We start from the raw sequence: 24480 nt of genomic DNA on the forward strand, positions 1-24480 counted from the left end.
ATTATGAATTATGAGTTTACACATTACTCATAATTTATAACTCATAATTCAAAAAAAATGAGTTTATCCACAACAAGTATTAGAAGACCCGTATTTACCATAGTAATTAATTTAGCCATCGTTTTGTTTGGATTAATTGGCTACACCTTTCTGGGTGTTCGAGAATTTCCTTCGATTGATCCCGCTCAAGTTTCGATTCGTACAAATTATGCAGGTGCAAATGCTGATATCATCGAATCCCAAATTACAGAACCGCTTGAAAAAGCAATCAATTCAATTGACGGAATTAGAAACGTAACTTCCTCCAGTGCGCAAGGAAGCAGTAATATTACAATCGAATTTAATCTGGATAAAAATCTGGAAGATGCTGCCAATGATGTGCGTGATAAAGTATCGCAAGCCGTTAGAAATCTTCCTCAGGATATCGATTCTCCACCAGTGGTTTCCAAAGCGGATGCAAATGGTGATGCCATCATTTCGATGACCGTCCAAAGTGATACGAGAAATGCATTAGAACTGAGTGATTATGCTGAAAATGTGATTTCACAACGTCTGGAGACTATTCCTGGCGTGAGCGGTGTTCAAATTTGGGGACAAAAAAGATACGCGATGCGTTTGTGGATTGATCCGGTTAAACTGGCTTCTTATGGATGTACCGTATCGGAAGTGAGAGATGCATTGAACAAACAAAATGTAGAATTGCCTTCGGGAAAACTAACTGGTGACAACACCGAATTGACGGTAAAAACAGTTGGAAACCTTTCTACTGCTGAAGAATTTAACAATATCATTATCCGTACTGAAGGTGAAAAAGTAGTACGTTTCAGCGATGTAGGATTAGCGAGCCTTGGACCAGAAAACACAGAAACCAAAATGACACAATCTGGAACGCCATTAGTTGGTGTCGCCATTGTGCCACTTCCAGGAGCTAATTATTTAGATATCTCTACTGCTTTTTATAAGGAATTCGAAAAACTAAAAAAGGATTTACCCAAAGATATTAAACTGAATATCGCCATTGACAATACTATTTTTGTAAAAAAATCAGTTATTGAAGTAGCGGAAACATTAGGGATTTCAATTGTTCTGGTAATCTTGATTATCTATTTATTCTTCCGGGATTGGGCGATTGCTTTTAGACCGTTGATTGATATTCCTGTTTCGTTAATCGCTACGTTCTTTATCATGTGGCTTTTTGGTTTTTCTATAAACGTATTGACTTTGTTGGCAATTGTTCTGGCAACGGGACTTGTGGTCGATGATGGAATTGTGGTCACCGAGAATATTTTCAAAAAAGTAGAAGAAGGCATGACGCCTATCGAGGCAGCCATCAAAGGATCTAACGAAATATTCTTTGCGGTAATTTCGATTTCTATCACTTTGGCAGCGGTATTTCTTCCGGTAATTTTTCTCGAAGGATTTGTTGGGCGACTGTTTAGGGAATTTGGCGTCGTCATTGGCGCAGCTGTACTGATTTCGGCATTTGTATCGTTGACTTTAACCCCAATGTTGAACGCTTATTTAATGAAAGGCGGCGAACAAAAAAAATCAAAATTCTACATTCGAACGGAACCTTACTTTCAACAACTAAATAGTGGTTATGCTAGTGCATTAAGTCGTTTTATGAAGAAAAAATGGTTGAGTTTCCCTATCTTAATTGCTTGTTTTGGATTAATTTATTTGTTTTTCAACCTTTTGCAAAAAGAAACGGCACCTTATGATGACCGAAGTGGTTTTGTTTTAAGAATGACAACACCTGAAGGTTCCTCCTATGAATATACGGATCGCTTTATGCAGGAAGTTTCAAAGTTAGTTGATGACTCGATTCCGGGAAAAAAAGTTGCCTTAGTAATTACATCTCCTGGTTTTGGATCTTCATCAGTAAATAGTGGTTTTATTCGGGTATCATTGGTCCAACCAAATGAAAGAACCGATTCTCAAAAAGAAATTGCAGAAAAATTAACCAAATGGACGAAGCAATATCCGGATGCAAAAACATCCGTAATTGAGCAACCAACTATCGCCGTAAACCGACGCGGTGGATTGCCGATTCAATACATTATTCAAGCACCAAACTTTAAAAAACTGGAAGAAAAAATTCCTGTTTTCATGGATGAAGTTGCTAAAAACCCAACTTTTGCAGTTAGCGATGTGAATTTAAAATTCAACAAACCAGAAGTCAATGTCACTATTGACAGAGAAAAAGCGGAGAGTTTAGGAATCTCAGTGATTGATATTGCGCAAACGTTACAACTTTCATTGAGTGGACAACGTTTTGGTTATTTCATGAGAAATGGAAAACAATATCAGGTTATTGGGCAATTTGACCAAAAAGACCGTTCAAAACCACTGGATTTAACCTCTATGTTTGTTAAAAATAATATGGGACAATTGATTCAAATGGACAACGTGGTGACCATTGAAGAAAAAAGTAATCCGCCACAATTGTACCACAACAATCGCTATATGGCGGCAACTGTTTCTGCCGGTCTTGCTCCGGGCAAAAGTATCAGCGATGGAATTGATGCGATGAACGAAATAAAAGCCAAAGTTCTTGACGATACGTTTACCACTGATTTAGGTGGAGAATCAAGGGATTTTGTCGAAAGTAGTTCAAACACTGCTTTTGCATTTGGCTTGGCTTTACTGTTGATATTTTTGATTTTGGCGGCACAATTTGAAAGTTTTATTGATCCTTTCATTATTATTCTAACCGTACCCATGGCAGTTGCAGGAGCTTTATTCTCCTTATGGTTGTTTGACCAGACGTGGAATATTTTCAGCCAAATTGGAACTGTAATGCTTATTGGTTTGGTAACCAAAAACGGAATCTTGATTGTCGAGTTTGCGAATCAGCTGCGGGAACAAGGCAAACCAAAATTAGAAGCCATATTAGAAGCTTCGGAAGCACGATTACGCCCAATTTTAATGACGAGTTTGGCGATTTCATTAGGTGCACTACCGATTGCACTGTCTCTTGGAGCGGCTTCAACGAGTAGAATTGGCATGGGAGTTGTAATTGTAGGAGGAACTATTTTCTCATTGGTATTAACATTATTTGTTATTCCGGCAATGTATCTAATGTGGTCCAAAGCCAGAAAACACTATCCTGAATTTGATCATATTGAAGAATATGAAAAAGATTTCAACTAATTTTAATGGAACGCTGATGATTTGGGTTAAAAATATTCATTTGAATAAATAGTGATTCGAGTCAAAAAAAATATAATTATGACACATACTAAAATACTTTTTCAAAGCTTTATACTAATCTTGTTCTGCGCTGCAACAGCTAGTGCGCAGGAAGTGCTGACGTTAGAAAGCGCTGTTAAAATAGCTTTGGAAAACAATTACGAAATAAAGATTGCCACCAATAATTTGACCATTCAAAAAACAAATGTTGCTATCGGAAACGCTGGAATGTTGCCTACTGTTACTGCTAATATACTTGATAATAACAGTATTCAAAACAGTTCACAAACGCGTCAGGACGGAACTGAAACAAAATTAGACAATGCCAAAAACAACAGTTTAACCTATGGCGTTGGACTGGATTGGACCATTTTTGATGGAATGCGGATGTTTGCACGAATGGATCAGTTGAAAGAGTTGCAAAAACTGGGTGAAGCACAATTAAAACTGACATTGATAACAAGAATCAGTGACGTGAATGCTGCTTATTATGATTTGGTTCAGCAACAACAACAATTAGCGGCACTAGACACGACAATCGTTATTTCAAACCAGCGATTGACATTGGCACAAAACAGATTCACGATTGGAAAAGCTTCAAAATTAGAAGTTTTGAATGCCCAAGTGGATTTGAATACGGATCAGGTCGCATTATTAAGACAAAAAGAATTGTATGCCAACAGTAAAATTTTATTAAATCAACTGTTGGCCAGAGATGTTGCCACAGATTTCAAAGTTATTGAAGTTCTGAAAGTAGATTCCTTACTTTTACTACCAGAATTAAGAGCTTTAGCGGAAAAACAAAATCCACAATTAGAAACTCAAATTATTAATAAGAGAGTAGCCGAATTAGAATTAAAGCAAATTAAAGCTGGACGTTACCCTACTGTTCGCGTAAATAGCGCCTATAATTTTTCAGAAAGTCAATCCAGCCTTGGGTTCGTGGCACAATCGCAATCAAGAGGCTTGAACTATGGTTTTAGTGCTTCACTTAATATATTTGATGGTTTTGCACAAAATAGAAATGAGAAAATCGCCAAGATTCAAATTGAAAATTCGAAGTTAAATATAGATCAGCAAAATTTGGTTTTAAACTCGCAGCTGGCGACTTCTTATCAGACTTATTTAACCAATTTAGAATTGATTGCTTTAGAAGAAAATAATGAATTGATTGCCAAACAAAATTTGAACATAACTTTAGACAAATTTCGCATTGGAACGATAACTACTTTAGAATTCAGAACAGCGCAATTGAATTATGTAAACGCCAAAGTACGTTACAGCAATGCTCAATTTCAAGGAAAACTATCTGAAATTGCACTACGTGAATTAGCTGGAAATCTTATTTTTTAATTTACTTTTGTTAAAAAAAGCAGCTTAAATGATTTCATACAATACAAAAGACTGGATTACTTTTATCTTTAGATTACAGAAATCGGACACTTTTAGAACATTATTGCCAATAATGTTTGCCATCGCAGTTTATTCTGGGATAATAGGATATCTAGAAGTAGAATACTGGAAGTTGACTGATAAAAGTTACGTAAAAAACATTACTCTCATGCACGGGATGCTTGGTTTCGTGATTTCTTTACTATTGGTTTTCAGAACTAATACTGCTTACGATCGTTGGTGGGAAGGACGAAAAATGTGGGGCGCTTTAGTAAACAATAGTCGTAATTTTGCCATTAAACTCTCCGTGATTTTAACAGATGAAAAAGATTTAGCATATTTCAGAAACCTAATTCCCAGTTATGCTTCTATTTTAAACAAACATTTAAAAGATGACGAAACTAGTAAACAATTGTTTGACGATGTAGATTTAGAAATTGATCATCACAAACACAAGCCGAATCAGGTTGCGAAAATGTTGTTTCAAAAGATTAATGACTTATACGATTCCAAAAAAATAACGGGTGATCAACTGATAATTTTAAACGAAGAAGTAAAATCCTTTACTGATATTTGCGGTGCATGCGAACGAATTAAAAACACCCCTATTCCTTACTCTTACAGCGCTTTTTTAAAGAAATTCATATTTTTTTATGTACTTACACTTCCTTTTGGATATGCTATTAGTTTAGGGTATTTTGTCATTCCTGTAGTAGTATTTATTTTTTATGTTTTGGCTAGTTTAGAGTTAATCGCTGAGGAAATTGAAGATCCTTTTGGTACGGATGCTAATGATTTACCTACACATAAAATTGCTGAGAACATAAAAAAACATGTAGAAGAGTTACTTTAATTTTTGTTAAACCGTGTTCTGATTCTAATTATTTTTTATTAAATTTAGACTTTGTCTTTTTTTAAAGTTTAAAATATATGAATAGTAACCGGGCTCTTATAAATCCACCTCTTTTATCCAACGAGAAATCATTAAAAACATTAGTCGAAAATAGAACAGTGTACTCCCTAAACCATTGTGAGCTGAATCTTTTTGAAACCTATGAATCTACGGCATTAGTTCCTTTGAAATTTAATGATTTTGTGGTGACCAGCATGTTACGAGGTAAAAAAGTAATGCATCTTTTTGACGATCCTGGTTTTGTTTATTTACCGGGAGAAACCGTTGTGATTCCTTCGAATGTGGAAATGAAAATAGATTTTCCGGAAGCTTCAAAAAATAATCCTACGCAGTGTTTGGCTTTGGCGATAGACCAAACTAAAATTACAGATACTTTGCAGTTTTTGAACGAACGGTATCCAAAAGAAGGAAAAAACCAATTCTGGCAATTGGATTACCAAAATTATTTTTTTTATAATAATGTGGAATTAGCAACAACCATTAATAAATTGATCAAAGAATGCATGAGCACCTCTATTACAAAAGATGCTTTGGCCGATTTGACTTTACAGGAATTACTGATTCGGATAATTCAAACTCAAACCGCAAAAGCAATAGATGATGGTTTATTTGCCGACCCAAGAAACCCCATTACACAAGTGGTAGAATTTATCCGCTTGAATTTAAAGGAAAATATCAGCATGAAAAATCTAAGCGAAAAAGCCTGTATGAGCTCTACTTCGTTCTATAGACTTTTCAAAAGAGAATTAGGTATGAGTCCTATCGAATTTGTGATTGGTGAGAAAATAAGATGCGCCAAACAGTTACTCAAAAATCCTACAATACAAATTAATGAAGTTTGCTACTTATCCGGATTTGAAGATTCCAATTACTTTATTCGTTTGTTTAAAAAACATGAAGGAATTACTCCAAAACAATACCAATTATTGTACGTAATCAATTAGATTTATTCAATATACGTTACTGGTTCAAGCGATAATTCTTCTTCAGGTGTAAAAATTCTATATTCGATTCGGAATGTTTTTTTCAAAGGTGTTTCTAAAGAAAATCCTCCAACCCCAAACGCATCAATAACATCCAAAGTAAAATGAGCGTGTTTCCAATATTCGAATAAATCCTTGTCTACCCAGAACTCCGTATTTTCTATTGTACCTATACAAACATCACCCAATCTTTGGTAGAAACCTCCTTTTTCAAAACATTGTGGTTGTGTTCCTTCGCAACACCCTCCAGCTTGATAAAACATTAAATCACCATGTTTCTCCTGCAATATTTTGATTAATTCTATTGCTTTTTCTGTTGCATCAATTCTTTTTATCATAGTGTGTGATTTAAAAATACAACCACAATTATTGAAAATTATGGCTGTATACTTTTATTAAATTAATAACGGATTTATTCTATCCGTTAATATCAATCAAAATTTTAACTTGAGATGGATTCGAAACCAGGACTTCAAATCCTTCCGTTACAATATCATCTAAAGTAATTCTTTTTGTTACTAATTTTTCAACCGGCATACGGCCAAGGTTAATCAATTTTATTACTTGAGGAAATATATTTCTGTAGGCAATAATCCCTTTGATTGTGATTTCGCGAACAACCTGATCAAAAGCATCGAGTGTTACCGGTTTTCCAAATAAGGCCACTAAAACAGCTGTTCCACCATTTTTTAAACTGGCAATTCCTCCATCAAATGAGGCTTGAACACCAGCAGCATCAAGAAAAATATCAACACCACCAGAAGTCAACTCTTTAATTTGTTGCGGAATATTTTCACTTTTACCATTGATGATAGTTGTTGCTCCAATTTCTTTGGCTTTTTCCAAACGTTTTTCAGCAATATCAACAACAATTATTTCTGCAGCTCCGGCAGCAATAGCAGCCTGAACACACAAAAGTCCAATTGGTCCAGCACCATAAATCAAACAAGATTGTCCCATTTTTAAACCACTTTGCAAAACAGCATAAACGGCAACTGCAGCAGGTTCTACCAAAGCACCTTGTTCAAAACTCATTGAATCCGGTATTTTGTGGACCATATAATCTTCGACAACCGTATATTTTGCAAAACCACCATTAGATGTTAACCCAACAAAACCAAGTGGTTCTGACAGATTATACTCTCCGTTGGTAATAAATGGACTATCTGGATTTTTGAAAAGCGGTTCAACTACCACTCGATCTCCTATTTTTAGATGCTTCACCTGTTCCCCAAGTTCACAAATAATTCCGGCAAATTCGTGTCCTAAAGTAGTTGTGCCTTGATGACCGTTTAAAGGATACGGTTTTTCAACTGGAATCAACATGGGACCATGTGTGTATTCGTGAAGATCTGAACCACAAATTCCTGCAAATTGAACTTCAATTTTAACTTGGTTTGAACCTGTTGTTGGGATTTCTGTTTCTTCTACTCTAATATCTTTTGCAGCATGCCAGCGGGCAGCTTTCATTGTTTTTGGTAACATAATATTTTGATTTATAAAAAAAGGTAAGCTTTAAAACTTACCTTTTTTTAATTTTTATTTCATCTCTAAAAGAAACCTAATCTCTTTTTATCATAAGAAATCAGCATATTTTTTGTCTGGCGATAATGACCTAGCATCATTTTATGATTTTCACGACCAATTCCAGATTGTTTGTACCCTCCAAAAGGTGCTCCTGCAGGATAAGAATGGTATTGATTAATCCAAACACGACCTGACTGAATCGCTCTTGGTACCTGATAAATTTCGTGTGCGTCACGTGTCCAAAGTCCAGCTCCTAAACCATACATCGTATCATTTGCAATAGCTATCGCTTCTTCAGTGGTTTTGAAAGTAGTTACCGCTAAAACGGGTCCGAAAATTTCTTCCTGAAAAATACGCATTTTGTTGTGCCCTTTGAAAAGTGTCGGTTTGATATAATATCCTTCCGCTAAATTCCCTTCCAGATGATTTTCTTCACCACCCGTTAGAACTTCTGCACCTTCTTCTTTTCCTAATTTTATATACGATAGAATTTTCTCTTTTTGAACCAAAGAAGTTTGAGCTCCCATCATTGTTGTTCTGTCCAATGGATTTCCCATTTTTATCGCTTCCGTTCTTTCAATTACTCGGGCAATAAATTTATCGTAAATATCCTCATGAACCAATAATCGAGAAGGACAGGTACAAATTTCACCTTGGTTTAAAGCAAACATTACCGCACCTTCAATCGCTTTATCGAAGAAATCATCATCCGCATCACCTACTGATTTCATGAAAATATTTGGAGATTTTCCACCTAATTCTAAGGTTACTGGAATAATATTTTCGGTAGCATATTGCATTACTAAACGACCTGTTGGCGTAGAACCGGTAAAAGCTGCTTTTGACACTTTTTTGTTCGTTACCAAAGCTCTTCCAAGTTCAGCACCAAAACCGTTAACAATATTTATAACTCCCGGAGGAAGGATATCGCCAATTAATTCCATTAAAACTAAAATAGAAATTGGCGTACTTTCTGCTGGTTTTAAAACTACAGTGTTTCCAGCTGCTAATGCCGGAGCAAGTTTCCAAACAGCCATTAAAATTGGGAAATTCCAAGGAATAATTTGAGCAATTACTCCTAAAGGCTCGCTTAAAGCGATAGAAACCGTTTGCGAATCTAACTCGGTAATAGAGCTTTCCTCAGCACGAATAACTCCAGCAAAGTAGCGGAAGTGATCAATTGCTAAAGGCATATCTGCCGCTAATGTCTCCCGAATTGCTTTTCCGTTATCAATCGTCTCAACAGTTGCAAGGTATTCCAAGTTATCTTCAATAACCTGAGCAATTTTATTCAATAAGTTACTACGTTCCGTTACAGATGTTTTTCCCCATGTCTGAAATGCTTCATGTGCTTTATCAACAGCCAGCTCTAGATCTTCTTTACTTGAATGCGCCGCTTGTGTAAATACTTTTCCATCAATAGGAGAAACTACATCAAAATAGTTACCATTTACTGGTGCAACAAATTTTCCACCTATATAATTATCATATTTAGCCTTAAATTCAGGTCTTTGTACTACGTTATCCATATCGTTAAATTTTTATTTTTCTCAAATTTAGTTTGCTAATTCTTCTTTTCATAGCACAATTCATTCAACTAATAGCATTAAATTTTCATATGTATTTTTTTAACCTAATTTTATTGTTTAATTCACATTTAATTATGGCTTACAATGCAATATTAACATTTAATTCCAGTAGTAATTAGCCCAAATCTGACACAAAAAAACCAAAAAAATTGTTTCTTACTCCAATAAGCAATCCTTATATTTGCAGTCTCATTAAAATTAACAGATGAAAATATCTTACAACTGGTTAAAACAATTCATTAAAATAGACTGGAAATCCGAAGAAACCGCAGCATTACTAACCGATTTAGGTCTGGAAGTAGAGATTGTTGAAAAATACCAATCGGTAAAAGGCGGATTAGAAGGCATTGTTGTGGGACATGTACTTACTTGTATTCAACACCCGGATGCTGACAGACTAAAAATAACTACCGTTGATTTAGGAAATGGTGTTCCTGTTCAAATTGTATGTGGTGCCAGTAATGTTGCTGCAGGACAAAAAGTTCCGGTTGCTACTATTGGAACGACACTATATGATAAAGAAGGAGTCTCTTTTTCAATTAAGAAAGGAAAAATTCGCGGACAGGAAAGTCACGGAATGATTTGCGCTGAAGACGAATTAGGTCTTGGTGAAAGTCATGACGGAATTATGATATTGGATGATGCCTTATTACCTGGAACTCCAGCGGCAACAGTTTTCAAAATTGAAAATGACGAGGTTTTCGAAATTGGACTAACACCCAATCGTGCTGATGCAATGAGCCATTTAGGAACTGCTCGTGATTTAAGAGCCGGAATGCTGCAAAGTGGTGTCAACGTAGAATTGATTACACCATCCGTAAGTAATTTTAGAGTCGACAAAAGAACTCTAAAAATTGACATTGATGTAAAAGAACCTAAACTTGCCCCAAGATATTGCGGGGTGACAATTTCTGGTATTGAGGTTAAACCTTCTCCAGCTTGGTTACAAAACAGATTGAAAGCCATTGGATTAAATCCAAAAAATAATATTGTTGATGTCACTAATTATGTTTTACATGAATTAGGGCAACCACTTCACGCTTTTGATGCTTCAAAAATTAATGGGAAAATTGTAGTTCAAACTCTTCCTGCAGGAACCAAATTTACTACTCTTGATGATGTGGAAAGAACATTACATGAAGAAGATTTAATGATTTGTGACGAAAAAGGACCTTTATGTATTGCCGGAGTTTTTGGCGGGAAAAAATCAGGCGTTTCTGAAAGCACCAACTCTATATTTATAGAAAGTGCTTATTTCAATCCAATAAGTATTCGTAAAACGGCCAAAAGACATCAATTAAATACAGATGCTTCTTTCCGTTTTGAAAGAGGAATTGACCCAACTATTACAGAATATGCATTGAAACGTGCTGCTTTATTGATTCAAGAAGTAGCTGGAGGCGAAATAACATCTGATGTTATGAATATGTATCCTAAGAAAATTGAAGATTTTTCTGTTTTCTTAAACTTTAGTAAAGTCGCAAAAATTATTGGTCAGGAAATTCCAAAAGATACCATTAAGAAAATATTAGTTTCTTTAGATATTAAAGTGAATAGCGTTTCAGATGCAGGATTGGGATTGACTATTCCATCTTACCGTGTGGATGTACAAAGAGAAATTGATGTAATCGAGGAAATATTAAGAGTATACGGATACAACAACATTAATTTTTCTAAAAAGTTAAATGCCACGGTTTCGAATTCACCTAGAAACGAAGATTACAAAATTCAAAATACGATTGCCACTCAATTGAATTCTCAGGGTTTTCATGAAATGATGGCAAATTCATTGACTACGGCTACTTATGCTACACTTTCGGACGAATTGAATGTTGCACACAATGTGACGATGCTTAATCCGCTAAGTGCTGATTTATCCACAATGCGTCAATCTTTGTTATTTTCAGGATTGGAAGCTGTATCTTATAACATCAATCGTAAGAATGCCGATTTAAAATTATTCGAATTTGGTAAAACCTATCATAATTACCTTGCTGGTTACGAAGAGAAAAAACATTTGAGTTTATTCCTTACTGGTAATAGAAATCAAGAAAACTGGACCTCTGCGCAGAGGCCATCTGATTTCTTTCTGTTCAAAGGATATATTTTAGGGATACTTTCAAGATTAGGTTTAGATAAAGCACAAAATAATCCCGTCACTTCGGATGTTTTTTCTGAAGGATTAGCTATTTCGATTGGCAATGAAACCATTTTAGAGTTTGGAATTGTAAAAAAATCGATTCTAAAACATTTTGGAATCAAACAAGAAGTTTTTTATGCTGATTTTGATTGGGATACAATTCTAAAGAAAATCTCCACAAAAATCAAATATGTTGAAATTCCTAAATATCCTGAAGTTCGTAGGGATTTGGCGTTATTAATTGATAAAAATATAACGTATGACAGTATTTACAACATTGCTCGTCAAACTGAGAAAGCACTTTTAAAAGATATTAATTTATTTGATGTTTATGAAGGAGAAAATCTTCCTGAAGGTAAAAAATCATACGCTTTAAGCTTTACCATTCAAGACAGTTCTAAAACACTGACGGATGTTCAAATTGACAAAATTATGAGCAAACTGCAAAAGAATTTTGAAACTGAACTTGGAGCAAGTTTAAGATAATTTCTTTTTTTTTATAATATATAAAATCCCGATTCTAAAATTAGAATCGGGATTTTGTTTTTATATATTTTTAATTACAAATTCGCTACGTCTGTTTAACTCATGTTGCTCTTCAGTACAAGAGTCCTCAGGAATACATTTTATGTTTTGGACCGTCTCTCCATATCCTTTAGCAAGAATTCGTTTGGAAGGGATTCCTTGTTCCAGAAAATAAGTTCTTGTTGCTTGCGCTCTTCTGGATGACAAATTCATATTAAACGTGTTGTTACCTCTGCTATCTGTATGCGAACCAATTTCAACAACCATTTCAGGATATTTTTTCATTAATTCAACAACTCTGTTCAAAATAGGTTTTGAATCCTTTCTGATATACCACAAATTATAGTCAAAATAGATCGGATCTGTTTTAATGATTAATCTATTTTTTTCTTGAACTACATCTTTTTCATTCGCTACAATTGCTTCTATTTTTTCTTTCTTCTTAGCTTCGGCTAAATCTTTATCATTTTTGGCTGCTATTACAAGATCTTTTTTGTTTTGCTCCTGCGCTAAAATTGCTTCTTTTTTCTTCAAGGCTAAGGTAGCTAATTCTGTTTTATTCTGTTCATCAAGAATCAATTGCGCTGCTCTTGCTATTTCTTCTATGGATTTTAATTCCATTGAGGCATCATTCCTCTTATTTCTTTCTTTGCTACGAGCAACTATTTTGAAACTGTTGGTATAATTTTCTTTGGATGCATTTACTTTAAATTCTGTTTCACAAGAAACTGTAAAATTAAATGCACCGTCTGCAGATGTTACAATTCTTTGCAATTCTATTGCATCAGAATTTTGTAAAACAACTACAGTATTCTCTAATGGTAATTTTGTATCTACATCTGAAATTATACCGGAAATAAATTGCTTACAATCCTCTATTAGTAATTTCTTTACCTCTTTTAAAGAATAAATATCATCACTACCCTTTCCTCCTAATCGATTGGATGAAAAATAACCTTCATTATACTCTGAATCTATGTAAAAAGCAAAATCATCATATCCAGAATTCAGAGGCAAACCTACGTTTTCAGCTTTTAAGAATACGTTATTTTGCAACTGCGAAACAAAAACATCCAACGATCCATAACCTTCATGTCCATTTGACGAAAAATATAATCTATTGTCTTTTGAAATAAAAGGAAATTGTTCTTTTTTGGAAGTATTAATTAGATTACCTAAATTTTGGGGAGTACCATATGCATCACCACTTATTGATACTGAAAAAATGTCAAAAGATCCTAGTGATCCTGGCATGTCGGATGCAAAGTATAAAGTTTTCTCATCAGTACTCAATGCTGGATGTTCTGTAGAATAATTTTCACTATTGAATGGTAACGAAACTATATTTGTCCATTTATCATTAACATATTGAGCCTTAAAAATTTGAAGGTTTGAAACTTTGTCTTTATTCTTACCTCTTCTTCCTTTTTTATAATTATTTCTAGTGAAATAGATTGTCTTTCCATCTTTGGTGAATACAGCGTTAGATTCGTGCATGGAAGTATTTATTTCTTTAGAAAAATAATTTACAATTGAATCACTGGAATTTATATTTTTCAAAGGAATTGAAATTAAATTCAAATACGTTTCACCATTCCATTTATACATTTTATCAAATAAACCTGCTTTCTTTTTTACTCCCGAAAACACTAAATTGCCTCTCTCTGAGACTGCTCCAAACTCAGAATTTGGTGTATTTATCCCTAAATTTTTTATTTCGAATCGATCACCAATAGCAGAAACATTTTCTAGGTTGACTAGCTCTTTTTCAAAGTCAATCAAAAATTTTTGATCCGTTAATGAAGAAAAATAGTTTCTCATAACTGAATTTGCAGCTTTATAATTTCCAGTAGCTTTTAAAGTTTGGGAATATTTAAAATAATACCCTTCTTCTAGATCTTTATTATAATTATTTATCAATAGTTTGTAATAGCGCTGTGCATTTGCAAAATCACTCGTGAAATAATAACTATCAGCGAGGTTCTTAACTACCGTTACTGAACTGTTTTCTCGAATAATGGATTCATACAAGGGAATAGCTTCATTATAAAAAGTTCTATCAAAAAAACGATTGGCTCTTTTTAAATCTTGTTCTTGGGCGTTTATTAATTGTATTGAAAATACGATTAAAATCAGTACTATTTTTTTCATATTTTATATGTTAGAAAAATCTTGGCGACTTATCATATCCTTTACTAGATAAATCCAAATTAAACAATACAAAAATTTCATGTGTTCCAGAATTGAATTGCCCCAGATTAGACGTATTGTAATCATAGGCATATCCAACTCTGATGTTAGGCGTTGCTTTTACATTCATCATACCACTTACGGAATCTCCAAATCGATATGCAGCTCCAAATTCAAATTGGTCATTGTATAGAACGTTAGCAGAAATGTCTAGCGAAATTGGTGCACCTTTAACATATTTTGACATAAAAGATGGTTTAAATTTGAATGAATGAGAGATATCAAAAACATAACCACCAGTTAGAAATACATGAATATTTTCTGAGCCAAAAGAGTTAATTCCTGAACGTTCCTCAATGTGTTTTGTAGCAAGCAAATTAGGTGCTGATAAACCTACATAGTACTCTTCCGTGAAGTAAAATGCTCCGATACCAATATTTGGCATGACATCATTAATATTTTCAGAAAATGCTAAATCTGTTGAAGCATTGCCACTTTCAAAAACAAACCCATTAAAATTAGTTGCTAAGGATGTTAAACCCGCTTTTAATCCTAGAGATAATTTATGATTATTATTGAATTCTAACAAATAAGCAAAATCTGCAAAAAAGTTATTCTCTTTTTTAGCACCGTCTCCAATATCATCCGAAATTAATGAGAAACCAACTTCAACTTTTTTATTTACTGGCATATGGGCAAAAAGAGTCAATGTTTTTGGGGCGCCAACAGCTCCTACCCATTGCGTTCTATATAGAGCTCCAAGATTTAAAGTGGATTCAACTCCTGTGGCATACGCAGGATTTAGCACATTCATATTGAACATATATTGTGTGTATTGTGGATCCTGTTGTGCTGATGCTTTAATTATGATTAAGAAAAAACTTAAAAATAGTAGTGTTTTTTTCATTTGAAATTTGTTTTTAACTTGTAAAGAACCATTAACGATTTAAATAAAGTCGTCCTTGTTTTGGTGAAGTGTTACCTTTATTAAAATTAATAACATAAAAATAAACTCCATTTGGTGCTTTTCCATTGATGTCAGTACTAGAATCCGATGCTGTTCCGTCCCAATCCGGTTTATTTTTATTTACGGTGTACATCAAATTTCCATATCGATTGAAAATTTCCAATGTATAATTCGGATATAAAAAATCAATGTCCGGAATGCTAAATGTTTCATTTACGCCATCCCCATTTGGTGAAAATCCATCAGGTATAAAGAAATCAGCCGTAACATCACAATTTGTAAGGGATACAGTAACTTGTAATGGATTTGTTGAAAAACAATTATTAGCAGTCGTAGAATCAAATCCGTAATAGATACGGTTATCTTGAAGCAATGTAGTGGCAGGCAATAGATTTCCACTTACTGCACCATCAAACCAAACTAAAGTACCGTTACTAGTAACATTATCAGATAAATTTTGAATTGTAGGATTATCTAATCCACAAAAGTTTTCACCATCTTGATTTAAAATTGGTGTTGATAATTCATTTATTACAATTGCTACCATTTCAAGTCCGGATTCACATCCTGTTACAGAATTTATTTCTTTTACATAATAATTACCTGTTACCAAAAGTGCGCTACTATTTAGAGCAGTCGTACTTGTCAATGAATTATACCATCGGTATTGCGAACCATTTGGAATTAAGTTGGCAACAGTAGCATTTTCAACTTTACAAAATTCCTGATTCGTAACTGTTGGATTGTTTGGTATTACATTTATTAAAAAGCTCTTAGAATTTGGATTTATTATTGCTGAGCAACCATTATTTACATTAGTAAGGTCAGTAATCGTAAATGAAGTATTACCTGTGTTAGGAAGATTAGTTACCGGCATTACAAAACTAGCTTTTCCAGAATTCACTGCTAAGGTTACTATTTGCGAAGCACTGTTATTAGCACCTGATAGAGTATAGCTTAAAAAAATAGATGTTAAATTCCCTAATCCTGAGAGTTCCACAGTGACAGGTTGATTTTGGCAAACATCTTTAATAGTAACTACTAAATTGGTTACATCTGGCAATGCTTTAACAACAAAATCTTTAGACAAGGTTGCAATATTGGTGCAGCCGGTAGTGAGGTTTCTGATATTTGTAATTGCAATTGTTGTAGTACCAATATTTGGAATTAAACCTACTGGTATAAAAAATGAAGTAAGTCCACCGGTAACGTTGATAACAGTCGATTGTGCCGTGGCTATATTACTTCCAGATAAATTATAAACAATAGTATAACTTCCGTCAGTAAGATTGGAGGTCCCCGAAAATTCTACTACGGCTTCAGAAGTTTGACAAACTGGAGCAATAGTAAGTGTAGCGTTATTGATTTTAGGAATTGGGTTAATTTTAATCACTCCCGAAATTAAAGGAATTATATTATTACAAATATTAAGTGATGTGCCACTGACAATATTTGTAACCGTGATAGTATAATTTCCGGGAACAGAAAAATTATTAGAAGCAATTGGAAAAGTCAAAACATTATTTGAAAAGTTTTGAATAGTTGTTATTGGCGATCCAATACCTGATATAGTATACGTAACGCTATAACTTCCATCTGGAATATTCACAACATCTTTCAAAGTGGCTGAAAAAGCTGTTACTGCAATTTCTTTTTCACAAATGGGTGTATTGACAGTTAAAGTTGCTCCTGTATAATCGAGTTGTTTTTCAATGGTAATATCTACACTTGATGACTGATCATCACAAACATTATTATCCGTGAATACTGTATAAGTAAAACGATATGTCCCAGGTCCTTTGGTATTATAAATATTTTGGATATTAATAGTGGAATCAGTATCGTCGTTATTGTCGATTTCATCCGTTACAGTCTCAGTCCAAATACCGTTACTATCCTCCCCTATTAGTTGATCGTTTAAATTAAAATTGGTGTAAGCACTTAGTTCATTGGAACACAAATTCAAATCATACGGAGTTCCAGGCTGTGGCGATCGATAAATTGTTACAAAAATTTTAACTTCTGGAGGCGCTGCACAAGAACCAATAGCTGGTATTGAATACGTATATTCGTAAGTACTACCAGGATTTAAATTTGTAGCATCCAGTATATTATTATTTAAGCCTACATTACTTGTATTTCCAACCCAAGTACCACCCAGTTGTGGCGCTAAAAAATCACCATTAAAAGCCTCAAATAAATTATAAGCTTGTTTGGTATTACAAATTGAAGCATTGGACCCCGGTACTCCTGTATATCCACCTACTGTTATGGATATAACCGCCGAATCTGTACAACCTAACCCATCCGAAACAGTATACGTGTATTTATAGACACCACTTTTCTTAATTAACTGAGCATTAAGAATTCCCCGTCGTTCTATTTAATCCTCCTGATCTATCATCATCTTTCCAAGTTCCGTCAGAAATATTAGAACCTAATTGCAAATTCAAATTTACAGCTGTACTAGATACGTTTGTAATATCGCAAATAGTTAAGCTATTATCATCATTTCCAGCAATTCCTGAACATTGTGCATAGGCATCATAGGTACAAAAAATAAAAAGAAAAAAAGAAAAAAAACAATAAAGGTGTTTAACTCTAATTAAGGGTAATTTTATAATCATAAAAGTTTCATTTTACCAAAAATAAACATTTTCATACGATTTTTACATACTTTTTTCTAAAATTAAAATCCCTCAAATTTTTGAATATTAAGCATATTGCTTAATATTCTGCTTCCTAAATTAGAATATGGACTTTACATAATACAAAAGAGCCCTGCAAATAATTACAAGGCTCTAAAGATTAACAAATTTCAACCTCTATAAAAAATTATTTTTTTGGTAATACAACAGCGTCAACAACGTGAATCACACCGTTAGATTGGTTAACATCAGCAATTGTTACTTTAGATTTTCCACCATTTTCATCAGTGATGTATAAATCTTTACCTTTCATCCAAGCAGTCAAAGTTCCACCACTTACTGTTTTCATTGTAGCTTTTCCATTGCCCATTTTAATTGCTTTGGCAATATCCGAAGCATTCATTTTTCCTGCAACAACATGATACGTAAGTATAGTTTGCAACATTTTTAAGTTTTCTGGTTTTAACAATGTAGTTACAGTTCCTGTAGGTAATTTATCAAATGCGGCATTTGTTGGGGCAAAAACTGTGAATGGTCCTTTACTTTGTAATGTTTCAACTAAACCGGCTGCGGTTACTGCAGCAACTAAAGTGGTGTGATCTTTAGAATTTACTGCGTTCTCAACAATGTTTTTAGACGGATACATCGCAGCACCACCAACCATTACTGTTTTTTGAGCGAAAGAAGTTGCTCCTAATACTACCGTAAATAATGCAATCGATAAAAATTTTCTAGTTTTCATAAAATCTATTTTTTTAAGTTATATAAAAGCATTTACGCACTATAAGCACTTTTGGTTTTAAAAAAATTAAAATATTTTTTAAAATACTGATTTTAAACTATTTGAAAGCTACTTTTTTTTACTATTGTGAAAATGATATAAAGTAAAAATGTTCTGCTGCTAAAACTTTTAAACAAAAAAAAGCCTCGCAAATTGCGAGGCTTTCTATATTCAAAAAATTTCAAGAAATTATTTTTTCTCTGATTTTTCCATTTTAGCTTTCAATGCAGCTAACATATCATTGTTATCACCTAAAGTTGCAGCTGGTGCATTTGTAGATGAGTTAGATGAAGTGTTTTCAGTAGCAGTTTTCACATTTTTTTCTTCTTCTTCACGGAAGATAGCAGTGTGAGATGCAACTACTCTTTTGAATTCTTTGTTGAATTCGATTACTTTGAAATCAGCTGAATCACCTTTTTTCAATTTCTTTCCGTCTTCTTTTTCAAGGTGACGAGTAGGAATGAAAGCAACGATATCATCTCCAAATTCTACAGTAGCTCCTTTGTCAACGATTTCAGAAATTTCACCATTGTGGATAGTTCCTACAGCGAATGAATCTTCATACTGATCCCAAGGATTAGCAGTAGTTTGTTTGTGACCTAAAGATAATTTACGTCCATCAACATCTAATTCTAATACTACTACGTCTAATTTTTCACCAACATTTACAAATTCAGATGGGTGTTTGATTTTCTTAGTCCAAGAAAGGTCAGAGATGTAAATTAATCCATCAATTCCTTCTTCTAATTCTACGAAAATACCAAAGTTTGTAAAGTTTCTAACGATACCTGAATGTTTAGAACCTACAGGATATTTAGAAGTGATATCAGTCCAAGGATCTTGAGACAATTGTTTGATACCTAATGACATTTTACGGTCATCTCTGTCTAAAGTTAAGATAACTGCTTCAACAACATCACCTACTTTTACGAAATCTTGAGCAGAACGTAAATGAGTAGACCAAGACATTTCAGAAACGTGGATCAAACCTTCAACACCTTCAGCAACTTCGATGAAAGCACCGTAATCAGCGATTACAACTACTTTACCTTTTACTTTGTCTCCAATTGCTAATTTAGCATCTAGAGCATCCCAAGGGTGAGCGTTTAATTGTTTCAATCCTAATTGTATTCTTGTTTTTTCGTCATCGAAATCAAGGATTACAACGTTTAATTTTTGATCTAATTCAAGAACTTCAGATGGGTGGTTGATTCTTGACCAAGAAAGGTCAGTAATGTGAATCAATCCATCAACTCCACCTAAGTCAATAAAGACACCATAAGAAGTAATGTTTTTAACAACACCTTCTAATACTTGTCCTTTTTGTAATTGACCGATGATTTCTTTTTTCTGGATTTCGATATCCGCTTCAATAAGCGCTTTATGAGAAACAACAACATTTTTGAATTCGTGGTTGATTTTTACCACTTTGAATTCCATCATTTTGTTTACATATACATCGTAATCTCTAATTGGTTTAACATCAATTTGAGATCCTGGTAAGAAAGCTTCAATTCCGAAAACGTCAACGATCATACCACCTTTAGTTCTGCATTTTACAAAACCATTAACGATTTCTCCTGTTTCGTTAGCCGAAATAACTCTATCCCATGATTTGATAGTACGTGCTTTTCTGTGAGATAAAACTAATTGACCAGTTTTGTCCTCACGGATGTCAATTAATACTTCAACAGTATCACCTACTTTTAAGTTTGGGTTGTAACGGAATTCGTTCAATGAAATAACACCTTCCGATTTTGCGTTGATATCAACGATAACGTCTCTATCTGTAATTCTAACAACTGTACCATCAACCACTTCTTCTTGATCAGTAGCGATAAATGTTTTTGAAACTAGTTCTTCGAATTCTAATAAGTTTTTCTCATCAACAGCATCAATACCTTCTTCGAAATTGTGCCAGTTAAAATTTGCTAAAAACTCTTCTTGTGATTTTACTTGTTCAGACATGCTGATTAAAAATTTGTATTCTGTATTCTCTCGAGTTTCTTAATGTGCCAGAAAACAGCAGAAGTTGTTTGTATAATTAATTGAACCCTAAAGGAAACTCTTATTCACCAAAAGGACTGCAAAAGTAACACTTTTATATTAAATTACAAAATATTTATGTTTCGATAATCGGTTGATTATTAGGAGCAGAACATTTAGTAGTTTTTAGAAACTCTGCTCCCGCTTTTCGCTGTATCTTTTACACAGCTTCCAGCCTTTTGAAGGCTGGAAGCTGTGTAAAAGGATGCCACTTCACTCGGGGCTAGTTAACTACAATTGGTAATTTTCAACAAAAAAAAACCCGATATCTCCTAAAAAATATCGGGTTTGTATTTATTCAAATCCTGATTTAATGACTTATATTTTCAACATCTAAAGGATTGTGTTTGTGCTTGAACAAAACAGCAAATGCAACCGCAATTATCAGCGCGTAAATTGCAAAAGCCAGCCAAATCGTGTGCCAGTCTTTCATTAAAACCACTTTGCTGAACAATCCATCAGCTCCTATTACATTCCCTTGACCAGTTATAAATTCTAGCATTTTTGAATTTGTAGTTTCTGTTTCCAAAAAACCAGCTAACTCAGTAGTATTGTTAAATGATTTTGTAAAATACTTATCAATTGCCCATCCGGAAGTAAAACTTCCCAAAACCGCTCCAAAACCATTGGTCATCATCATAAACAAACCTTGTGCTGAAGAACGATTTTTTGGATCTGTATTCGTTTCCACAAATAATGATCCTGAGATATTAAAGAAATCAAATGCCATTCCGTACACCACGCAAGACATAATAATCATCCATAATCCGCTTGTAGGATTTCCGTAAGCAAATAATCCAAAACGCAACACCCAAGCCAACATACTAATCAACATAACTTGTTTGATTCCAAAACGTCTTAAAAAGAAAGGAATTGCAAGAATAAATAAAGTCTCCGATATTTGAGAAATTGACATAATAATCGTTGAATATTCCACAACAAAAGAATCTGCATATTTTGGAAAATGTTTAAATTCATCTAAGAAAACATCTCCATAAGCATTTGTCAGTTGCAAAGCGCCCCCTAAAAACATAGAAAAAACAAAAAATAAAGCCATTTTATAATCAGCAAATAACTTGAAAGACTCTAATCCTAATGTTTCCATAACAGAAGCATTCTCTTTCGATAAGCGCTGGGGTTTACATTTTGGTAAAGTAAAAGAATAAATCCCTAAAACTATAGCGGCTAAACCTGCAATATAAAACTGATATTCAGTCGCTTTATTTCCAGTTAAATTGGTAATCCACATCGCTACAATAAACCCAACTGTTCCCCAAACGCGAATGGGTGGAAAATTTTTTATTACATCTTTATTGTTTAATTTTAATGCCGTATACGATATTGAATTGCTCAAAGCAATCGTTGGCATATAAAAACACATTGCCAAAAGCATAATGTAAATAAAGGTTTCCGGAGTGGAAACTTGTGGCATATAAAATAGAACTGCAGCATATAAAATATGAAGTATTCCGTATAATTTTTCAGCATTTACCCATCTATCAGCGATAATTCCCGTTAGTGTCGGCATAAATAAGGAAGCAATTCCCATTGTTCCAAAAACCAACCCAAACTGCGTTCCTTCCCAATTCTTGGTGCCAAACCAATAATTCGCAATGGTAATCAACCAAGCTCCCCAAACAAAAAACTGAAGAAAGCTCATTATTACCAATCTATTTTTAATTCCCATGAGATGAATTGTTATTTGTTTTTTTAAAAATTAACAGGGCGTAAATCTACTATTAAAAATGAGATCTGCAAATAATTATATCGTTTTAGTAATTTCATTTACCAATTCTAAAACAAGATCAAATTGTTCCTTACGATTCAAATGTGAATTATCAATTTCCACCGCATCTTCAGTCATAACTAATGGAGAATCCTTACGGTGCGTATCAATATAATCGCGCTCTTCCACATTTTTGAGAACTTCTTCAAATGTGACCGTATCGCCTTTTGCAACCAGTTCATCATAGCGCCTTTGTGCTCTTGTAGTTGCACTGGCGGTCATGAATATTTTTAGCTCCGCATCTGGAAAAACTACTGTACCAATATCCCTTCCATCCATTACAATTGCTTTGTCTTTTCCCATTTCTTTTTGTTGTTCCACTAATTTGGCACGAACCTCCGAAACTTCAGCTACTTTACTCACAAAACTAGAAACTTCAATCGTCCTGATTTCAGTTTCAACGTTTACCCCATTCAAATACATTTCTCCAAAACCTAAATCAGCATTGAATTTGAATTGCAATTTTATATTTGGTAAACTAGTAATCAAGGTTTGTTTATCAAAAGATTCCGCATTTATATAACCATTTTGCATCGCAAATAAAGTTACGGCACGATACATCGCTCCCGTGTCTACATAAATATATCCTAAATGATTCGCAAGTTGTTTAGCCAATGTACTTTTTCCTGTAGAGGAAAAACCGTCAATAGCGATAGTAATTTTTTTATTCAAAATGTAAAATTTAAAGTTCTATATTATATCAAAATTATTATTGGAAATTAACTGTCAGCCCAAATAAACTAGTATTTCCAGCTAATGTGTATCTGGAATATGAATAATTGAATTTCAGTTTATTTAATTTGAGTCCGAAACCCAATGAAACTCCGGAAAAATTCCTTTGTTCTACAAGGCGTAATTCCTCTGCTCTTCTAAAATTATATCCCACTCGCAGGTTAAACGCTTTTTTCGGAAAAAGTTCTACACCCACAATTACGTGCCGCAAAGCATTATTCACAATGGATACTTTTTCTTCGGTGGATTCACCATCAAAAGAGGATTCTGCTCTGGCCGGATTTGAAAAGGCAATATTCCATTGCTGCAAATTTTCTAATGTAAGATGCCACCGAATCGGAACGTTTTCCAATTCTTGTGACACTCCCGCAATGATTTCAAGCGGCAGTTTCTCATTTGTACCATTATAAGTTGAAAACTGAGTTCCTATATTCCGAATAGCCAACGCCCAGTTGACATCATTTCTTTCATCAATAAACAAAGCCCCAATGTCAAGCGCTCCTCCAAAAGAATGGTAGGTTTCCAAACTGGAAGAAATCAGTTTTGCACTAGCTCCTATATGAATATCGGTGTACGGAATATTGTAAGCATACCCAAACGAAAGGGCTATTTCGCTTCCTGTAAATTCAGATGTGGGCTGACCGTTTTCATCAAAACCTTCAAAATTGCCATAGTTGACATAATTTACTCCAGCCTGAAAAGTTTGCAAATGCTGGTCGTATGTATAGGCGTAAGAAGCCGTTCCGTAAGTAACTTCTTTATAATAACTGCCATAATTCAAAGCCAGATGGTTGTCCATTTCCGCATTTATGGTTGCCGGATTAAAATGAACCTGATTGACGTCATCATCATAAATTGTAATTACTTTTCCTCCCAAAGCTGCTTGTCTTGGCGAAGTCACTAAATTCAAAAACTGATAGGTATACTTCCCTCCTATTTGACTGTAAGAAACAGCACAAATAATAAGGAAACAGTATAGTAGAAGTTTTTTTAACATGCTTTAAATTGCAGTTGGTATAAAATAAAAACGCAACTGCGAAGATAAAATTATAAATACAATAAATGGCAA

The 24480-nt window shown here is 34.0% G+C and carries 17 protein-coding genes; 5 read left to right on the forward strand and 12 right to left on the reverse strand.

The features are described from left to right. Positions 1 to 57 precede the first annotated feature (57 nt). The 4 genes from G7A72_RS02345 (at position 58) to G7A72_RS02360 (ending at position 6441) form a co-directional block, all read left to right on the forward strand. Positions 58 to 3153 carry an efflux RND transporter permease subunit gene (locus G7A72_RS02345; RefSeq protein WP_165151276.1) on the forward strand — a complete coding sequence of 1032 codons (3096 nt, stop codon included), beginning with the start codon at positions 58 to 60 and terminating at the stop codon, positions 3151 to 3153. A gap of 78 nt (positions 3154 to 3231) precedes the next feature. Beyond that, entirely contained in the window at positions 3232 to 4545 is a 1314-nt protein-coding gene (locus tag G7A72_RS02350) for a TolC family protein (protein ID WP_165151277.1), read from the forward strand. A 28-nt stretch (positions 4546 to 4573) separates the two neighbouring features. Further along, positions 4574 to 5437: a bestrophin family protein gene (locus G7A72_RS02355; RefSeq protein ID WP_113665698.1), complete on the forward strand. Its 864-nt coding sequence runs from the start codon at positions 4574 to 4576 to the stop codon at positions 5435 to 5437. A 77-nt stretch (positions 5438 to 5514) separates the two neighbouring features. Further along, entirely contained in the window at positions 5515 to 6441 is a 927-nt protein-coding gene (locus G7A72_RS02360; RefSeq protein ID WP_165151278.1) for an AraC family transcriptional regulator, read from the forward strand. Between the two features lie 2 nt (positions 6442 to 6443). Here the strand turns inward: G7A72_RS02360 and G7A72_RS02365 are convergent, their stop codons facing one another. From G7A72_RS02365 to G7A72_RS02375, 3 genes are all read right to left on the reverse strand, one after another. After that, positions 6444 to 6818, reverse strand: a complete 375-nt coding sequence (locus G7A72_RS02365) for a DUF779 domain-containing protein (protein WP_165151279.1) — start codon at positions 6816 to 6818, stop codon at positions 6444 to 6446. A 79-nt stretch (positions 6819 to 6897) separates the two neighbouring features. Continuing rightward, entirely contained in the window at positions 6898 to 7965 is a 1068-nt protein-coding gene (locus G7A72_RS02370) for a 2,3-butanediol dehydrogenase (RefSeq protein ID WP_165151280.1), read from the reverse strand. 65 nt (positions 7966 to 8030) lie between these two features. Further along, positions 8031 to 9536 carry an aldehyde dehydrogenase family protein gene (locus G7A72_RS02375; protein ID WP_113665694.1) on the reverse strand — a complete coding sequence of 502 codons (1506 nt, stop codon included), beginning with the start codon at positions 9534 to 9536 and terminating at the stop codon, positions 8031 to 8033. 265 nt (positions 9537 to 9801) lie between these two features. On the opposite strand from G7A72_RS02375, the gene pheT reads away from it, so the two are divergent. After that, a complete protein-coding gene (gene pheT / locus G7A72_RS02380; RefSeq protein ID WP_165151281.1) occupies positions 9802 to 12222 on the forward strand; it encodes a phenylalanine--tRNA ligase subunit beta in 2421 nt (806 codons plus the stop codon). A 60-nt stretch (positions 12223 to 12282) separates the two neighbouring features. Here pheT and G7A72_RS02385 read toward each other — a convergent pair whose 3' ends face one another. The 9 genes from G7A72_RS02385 to porQ form a co-directional block, all read right to left on the reverse strand. Next, the gene (locus G7A72_RS02385; RefSeq protein WP_165151282.1) at positions 12283 to 14412 is read right to left on the reverse strand and encodes an OmpA family protein; all 2130 of its coding nucleotides are present in this window, start codon (positions 14410 to 14412) and stop codon (positions 12283 to 12285) included. 10 nt (positions 14413 to 14422) lie between these two features. Continuing rightward, complete coding sequence (locus G7A72_RS02390) at positions 14423 to 15358, reverse strand: type IX secretion system membrane protein PorP/SprF (protein ID WP_165151283.1); 936 nt, start codon at positions 15356 to 15358, stop codon at positions 14423 to 14425. 31 nt (positions 15359 to 15389) lie between these two features. After that, positions 15390 to 17384, reverse strand: coding sequence for a gliding motility-associated C-terminal domain-containing protein (locus G7A72_RS02395; protein ID WP_165151284.1), 1995 nt, complete (start codon positions 17382 to 17384; stop codon positions 15390 to 15392). Positions 17385 to 17778: 394 nt separating this feature from the next. Further along, the gene (locus tag G7A72_RS02400) at positions 17779 to 18045 is read right to left on the reverse strand and encodes a hypothetical protein (RefSeq protein ID WP_165151285.1); all 267 of its coding nucleotides are present in this window, start codon (positions 18043 to 18045) and stop codon (positions 17779 to 17781) included. A gap of 208 nt (positions 18046 to 18253) precedes the next feature. Then, complete coding sequence (locus tag G7A72_RS02405; RefSeq protein ID WP_165151286.1) at positions 18254 to 18808, reverse strand: fasciclin domain-containing protein; 555 nt, start codon at positions 18806 to 18808, stop codon at positions 18254 to 18256. Between the two features lie 228 nt (positions 18809 to 19036). Next, complete coding sequence (gene rpsA / locus G7A72_RS02410) at positions 19037 to 20815, reverse strand: 30S ribosomal protein S1 (protein ID WP_113665688.1); 1779 nt, start codon at positions 20813 to 20815, stop codon at positions 19037 to 19039. Between the two features lie 388 nt (positions 20816 to 21203). After that, positions 21204 to 22580: a nucleoside permease gene (locus G7A72_RS02415; RefSeq protein ID WP_165151287.1), complete on the reverse strand. Its 1377-nt coding sequence runs from the start codon at positions 22578 to 22580 to the stop codon at positions 21204 to 21206. A 75-nt stretch (positions 22581 to 22655) separates the two neighbouring features. After that, positions 22656 to 23351: a (d)CMP kinase gene (gene cmk / locus G7A72_RS02420; protein ID WP_165151288.1), complete on the reverse strand. Its 696-nt coding sequence runs from the start codon at positions 23349 to 23351 to the stop codon at positions 22656 to 22658. A 37-nt stretch (positions 23352 to 23388) separates the two neighbouring features. Further along, entirely contained in the window at positions 23389 to 24408 is a 1020-nt protein-coding gene (porQ, locus tag G7A72_RS02425) for a type IX secretion system protein PorQ (RefSeq protein WP_165151289.1), read from the reverse strand. Positions 24409 to 24480: the final 72 nt, after the last annotated feature.

It is taken from the genome of Flavobacterium sp. Sr18, from assembly GCF_011064265.1.
In the GTDB taxonomy this organism is placed as follows: domain Bacteria; phylum Bacteroidota; class Bacteroidia; order Flavobacteriales; family Flavobacteriaceae; genus Flavobacterium; species Flavobacterium petrolei.